The following is a 3,538-nucleotide window of genomic DNA, read 5'->3' as shown; positions in this document are numbered from 1 at the left end:
CATGTGCTTCGGTCTTTGTTTCTGTCGCGAGTTTGCGCTGAAATTGCGCATTTCTGCGTTTTGTTCATCTATCTTGCTCTTGCGTCTTTCCCACATAAAAAAGCAGCCATTGTCCATCTCATGGGGAATGAGACGAACAACAGCTGCCATGCCGCGTGGATTTGACTGCCCTAAAATCCCAAGCGAGCAGTCAAAACATCAAAAGTCAAGTGGCTGGTTCTGAGAGAACGAGCCTATAGAAAAGAGAAAAGTGAAACGGTCCGTTTACATGTAATCGGCTACGTTATCCTTGGTTACCGGCTCAAACGGAACCCAGAAAATCGAATCGCTGTAGTCCTGACCAGAGGTATCCAGCGCACCGAGGTCTTCCATACCAGTGCCCAGCTTCTTGCCGTTGATCATATTGTCCGCAGCAATGACTGCGCCCTTGCCCTGTCCTACCGGATTCTGGAATACAGTCATAGCCATATCGCCATCCTGAACAGCCTTTGCGCCGTCGGCCGTGCAGTCGATACCAACGATTGGAAAGGTGATTTCCACACCGGCATCCTTACACGCTTCTACTGCGCCGAGTGCCATTGCGTCATTGTTTGCGATGATGCAGTCAAATTCCTTGCCAGAAGTCAGCAACGGCTGAATCATTTCCTGTGCGGTCGGGCGGTCATAGTCCGCAACAACCGGAGCAGATGCCTCTACCGGATTGAGTCCATTGTCCTTCAGTGCCTTGATAACGCCTTCTGTACGCTTGGTGGTAGAAACCTGACCCAGCGTGCCCTGAATCATCAAGTACTTTACTTCCTTCTGACCCTTTTCCTTGAAGTAGTTGGCCAGATATTCGCCCTGATAGTAGCCGGAAGTATCCTCGTTGGAGCCAACATAGGTTACGTTGTCCGCTGCCAGCTCGGAATAATTCGTAGGCGGACGGTTTACGAATACGAGATTCTTATCGCCGACTGCGTCGATCAGAGACTGCGTGCCGTCTGCGTCAACCGGCAGACAGATAACAGCTTCTGCGCCGCCGTTTACTGCGGTCTCAATGTACTGGATCTGCTTGGACGAGTCGTTCTGTGCGTCCTGCGATACGATCTTGTAGCCGAGCGGTTCTGCTTCTGCTACCATTGCCGTCTCAATTGACGACATGAACTCATCGCGGGATGCCATAACGAAGGTTAAATCCTTTAAGCCGCTCTTGTCCGACGCAGCCGAACCGGAATCTCCGGAGCCGCCACAGCCAGCCAATGCGCCAGCACATGTCACACCTGCCATAAGAATCGCCATTGTTCGCTTCAGTTTCATCCTTATTTCCTCTCTTTCTGTTAAGTCACAGATTCATTGTTGCAATGAACAAGGAGTCTCTCTTTTCCGCCGCGGCATGTGCGAAATGTTCCTCTCCTCGCAAAGCAGTTACTTTTTTGAACCGTTTCTTCTGTCACTCGTATCATACCAAAGAATCTTGCTGTTGAACATAGGCTTTTTTGTTTCTTTGTTCATCAATTTTGTTCTTCAAATGTTTTCCTTTTCTTTCAGCTTTTATCTGCCGGTTGGAACAGAATTGCCGTCAAAAGTCCAAAAAATACCGCCGCCGAAATGCCGCCCGCCGCAGCTTTGACGCCGCCGGTAAACGCGCCGAGCAGTCCCTGCTGACTCACAGCTTCCTTGACGCCTTCCGCCAGTGTGCAGCCAAATCCCAGCAGCGGCACGGTTGCGCCCGCGCCCGCCCAGTTTTTGAACGGCTCATATACGCCAATCGCTGTCAGAATCACACCGAGCACCACATACGCCGTCAAAATCCGCGCCGGTGTCAGTTTGGTCTTATCAATCAAAATCTGGCTCAGCGCGCAGATAGTCCCTCCTGTTATAAACGCATAGAAATATTGCAATTAGGATTCACCCTTTCCCACGTGTTCTAACACAGCAGCATGGCAGATGCCGGGAATACTCTCTCCCTGCTGTACGCTGGTCGGACTCATCAGCGCGCCTGTCGCCGCGACAATTACACGCTGCAGCTCTCCCGATGCCAGCCGCGGCAAAATATGCGCGCACAGCACAGACGCCACACAGCCACAGCCCGAACCGCCCGCATGGACATCCTGTTTTTCCGAAAACAGCAGAATGCCGCAGTCTTGATGCTTATCTGCCAGCACAATGCTGTTGTCCTGTGCCAGTGTACACAGCAGCCGCGAGCCAACACGCCCCAAATCGCCGGTATAAATCACATCGTAGTCACCGGGATGTGTACCGGTATCGCTGAGCAGTGTGCGAATGGTGTCATATGCCGCCGGAGCCATCGCCGCGCCCATATTATTGGCGTCTGTCACGCCGAGATCACAGATTTTGCCAAAGCATGCATGGGTCAGGCGCACCGATGCCTGCACATCGGCATGGCTCAAAATACAAGCACCAGCCGCTGTTGCCGTCCATTGAGCGGTCGGTGTGCGCTGTCCGCCATAGGCGAGCGGAAAGCGGTATTGCCGCTCTGCCGTGCAGAAATGCGAGGATGCCGCCGCGCAGACGCGCTGCGCATAGCCGCCGTCAATCATACATCCCGCCAGCAGCAAACCTTCTATCATCGTAGAACACGCACCGTATACGCCGAGATAGGGCACCTGCGTGCCGCGCGCCGCATAGCTGGACGCGACACACTGACCGAGCAAATCTCCCGCAATCATGAAATCCAGTGCAGAAACCGGCAGTTCACACCGATTCGCCGCCAAGCTGACCGCCGTCTTTTGCAAATGCATCTCTGCCTTTTCCCATGTCGCTTCTCCGCACATCGTATCTGGAAACAGCTGGTCAAATTCCGCGCCGAGCGGCCCTTCCTGTTCCTTTTTTCCGCCGACAGCCGCCCATGCGGACAGCAGCGGCGGCTGTTCAAAGGCAATCGTGCTCATGCCCATTCGTTTTCCTATCATACTGCCGTCCTCCTCATGCGCCGCCAAAAATTGCCAGCACCATGCCATACACGATAGACGTACTGATGCCATACACGAGCACCGGCCCTGCAATCGTAAACATTTTTGCCGCTGTGCCGAGCACCAAGCCTTCACTCTTGAATTCCAGTGCCGGAGCTGCCACAGAATTGCTGAAGCCAGTAATCGGCACCAGCGTGCCCGCTCCTGCGTGCTTGGCGAGTTTTTCGTACCCATGCAGTCCAGTGAGCAGCGCAGACAAAGCAATGAGCGTGATAGACACAGCGGTGCCTGCATCTTTTTCACTCAATCCCAGCATCTGCCAAAACGCGAGGATGCCCTGTCCCAGCGTGCAGATGCCGCCGCCGACCAAAAACGCCCACAGCATATCTTTTCCAAGCGGCGATTTCTTGCAGTATTTCCCGATCAGCTGTTCATATTGCTTTGGTGTCGGTTGCATACCAATCCCTCCGTTTCTTTGGATTAGTATGCATCATTAGAAGACAATCCATGCATAAAAAAGCGACCGCAGCAAAAAGCCACAGTCGCCTATCATGTTTTCAGGTATTACAGCAGAGAATCATACAATTCCTCATAGATCTTCGCGGAAGCGGTCCACGAATAATCCT

At 53.0% G+C, this 3,538-nt stretch carries 4 protein-coding genes; all 4 read right to left on the bottom strand.

What is annotated here, in order from left to right:
* Window positions 1-264: 264 nt before the first annotated feature.
* The 4 genes from ACR0P9_RS09335 to spoVAC all read right to left on the bottom strand — a co-directional run bounded on the left by ACR0P9_RS09335 (window position 265) and on the right by spoVAC (window position 3,369).
* Window positions 265-1,296, bottom strand: coding sequence for a sugar ABC transporter substrate-binding protein (locus ACR0P9_RS09335; RefSeq protein WP_432619485.1), 1,032 nt, complete (start codon window positions 1,294-1,296; stop codon window positions 265-267).
* A 227-nt stretch (window positions 1,297-1,523) separates the two neighbouring features.
* Window positions 1,524-1,880 (bottom strand): stage V sporulation protein AE, encoded by a 357-nt coding sequence (gene spoVAE / locus ACR0P9_RS09330; RefSeq protein ID WP_432619483.1) that lies wholly within the window; start codon window positions 1,878-1,880, stop codon window positions 1,524-1,526.
* Window positions 1,881-2,912, bottom strand: coding sequence for a stage V sporulation protein AD (gene spoVAD / locus ACR0P9_RS09325; RefSeq protein WP_432619481.1), 1,032 nt, complete (start codon window positions 2,910-2,912; stop codon window positions 1,881-1,883). It lies immediately after the preceding gene.
* 13 nt (window positions 2,913-2,925) lie between these two features.
* Window positions 2,926-3,369 carry a stage V sporulation protein AC gene (gene spoVAC, locus ACR0P9_RS09320; protein WP_432619479.1) on the bottom strand — a complete coding sequence of 148 codons (444 nt, stop codon included), beginning with the start codon at window positions 3,367-3,369 and terminating at the stop codon, window positions 2,926-2,928.
* Window positions 3,370-3,538: the final 169 nt, after the last annotated feature.

This window comes from Butyricicoccus sp., assembly GCF_050872565.1.
Classification (GTDB): Bacteria; Bacillota; Clostridia; order Oscillospirales; family Butyricicoccaceae; genus Butyricicoccus_A.
Note: the sequence above shows the minus strand (reverse complement) of the source record. Positions and strands in the feature narration are given on the sequence as shown.

Excerpts from the sequence above, each read along its gene's own strand:
- ACR0P9_RS09335 (WP_432619485.1), bottom strand. The coding sequence starts at position 1,296 with ATGAAACTGAAGCGAACAATGGCGATTCTTATGGCAGGTGTGACATGT.
- spoVAD (WP_432619481.1), bottom strand. The coding sequence starts at position 2,912 with ATGATAGGAAAACGAATGGGCATGAGCACGATTGCCTTTGAACAGCCG.
- spoVAC (WP_432619479.1), bottom strand. The coding sequence starts at position 3,369 with ATGCAACCGACACCAAAGCAATATGAACAGCTGATCGGGAAATACTGC.